We start from the raw sequence: 1702 nt of genomic DNA on the forward strand, positions 1-1702 counted from the left end.
GACCTCGCACCCGCCGACGCCGAATTCATCGGCGAGCTGCCGCCGCTTGCTGAGCAGATGCCGGCCCTGGTCAGCGCCTGGGCCCTGGGCACGGCGCTGATGCTGGCGAGGTTGGCCCTGGGCCTGGCCTGGGTCGGCCGTGCGCGGCGGCGCAGCATGCCGGCACCGGCCGAATGGCAGGCGCGGCTGGACGGCCTCGCCCGACGCCTGGGCCTCAAGCGACCCGTCCCGCTGCGCCTGCTGCCCGACCTGGCCGGCCCCATCGCACTGGGCATGTTCAGGCCCTGCGTGCTGCTGCCTGCCGCCCTGCTCACCCGCCTCCCGGTGGACCTGATCGAAGCCCTGCTGGCGCACGAGCTGGCTCATGTGCGGCGCTGGGACTACGCGGCCAACCTGCTGCAGAGCGCCGTCGAGGCCCTGCTCTTCTTTCACCCCGTCGTCTGGTGGCTGTCGGCTCGCATGCGTCATGAGCGCGAGCTGGTGGCCGACGAGATCTCGGCCGAGCTGCTCGGTGATTCACGCCGCCTGGCCCTGGCCCTGCACGCCCTTTCTGAAATGGACTCCTCCGATATGACTCCCTCTCCTGCGCTCGCCGCTCGCGGCGGCGACCTGCTTGCCCGCATCGAGCGCCTGCTCGCGCCGCGCCCCCAGGCCACGGGCTGGAAGCTGGCCCTGCCGGCGCTGCTGATCGCCGCGACCAGCTTCGTCGTGCAGGCCAAGGGCCGTGAGCCGGTCGAGCCGCCGCCCAGCCCCGTGGCCATCGAGGCCGAGGCGCCGCCGGTTCAACAACTGCGCCTGCCCGTCAATGCCAAGCACGTCGTCGTCATCGACGACGCCACCGGCAAGGTGCTGATGGCCCGTGACGCCGACACCGTCGTGCCGATCGCCTCGCTGACCAAGCTGCTGACGGCCATGGTCGTGCTCGACGCCAAGCTGGACCCGAACGAGAAGCTGCGTATCACGAGCGACGACGTCGACACGCTCAAGCACAGCCGCTCGCGGGTTCGCGTCGGCACGCAGATGAGCCGGCAGGCCGCGCTGGAGCTGGCGCTGATGGAGTCCGAGAACCGCGCCGCCGCGGCACTGGCGCGCACCTTTCCCGGCGGGGAGGCCGGCTTCGAGAAGGCCATGCAGGCCAAGATCCGCGCGCTCGGCCTGAAGCGCACGGCCATCACCGACCCGACCGGGCTGTCGCCGGCCAATACCTCGACCGCCACCGAGATGGCGGCCATCACGGCAGCGGCGGCGCGCTACGGCGAGATCGAGCGCATCACCAGCGTCAAGAAGGCCAAGGTGCCGGTCGACGGCCGCCAGCGCGACGTGCGCAACACCAACCGGCTGGTCGGCGCCAAGGGCTGGAACATCCGCGTCTCCAAGACCGGCTATACCGAGGAAGCTGGCCGCTGCCTGGCCATGCGCATCCTGAACGGCAAGCGCCCGGTGACCGTGGTGCTACTGGACGCCGACGGCTCGGCCAATCGCCTGCGCGATGCGGCGCTGATCCGCAAGTCGCTGGCCCGCCAGGCTTTCTGACCGTGCAACGCCGTCATCTGCTTGCGGCCGGCAGCGCCGCCCTGTCCTGGCCCGCCTTTGCGCTGGACTTCGCAGCCCCAGCGGCGCCGGCTGTGATGCGCGCCAGCGTGGACCGCATCGTCGACATCGCCGTCGGCATCCGCCCTTTTCGCGCCCAGGGGCCGCGCAT

The 1702-nt window shown here is 71.5% G+C and carries 1 protein-coding gene; it reads left to right on the plus strand.

All coding sequences use genetic code 11. The features are described from left to right. Window positions 1-1533, plus strand: a 1533-nt coding sequence (locus AC1DU6_RS30105; RefSeq protein WP_477861708.1) for a M56 family metallopeptidase, incomplete at its 5' end; no start/stop codon positions are given. Between the last annotated feature and the right edge of the window lie 169 nt (window positions 1534-1702).

This window comes from Roseateles sp. P5_B10 (genome assembly GCF_056400485.1).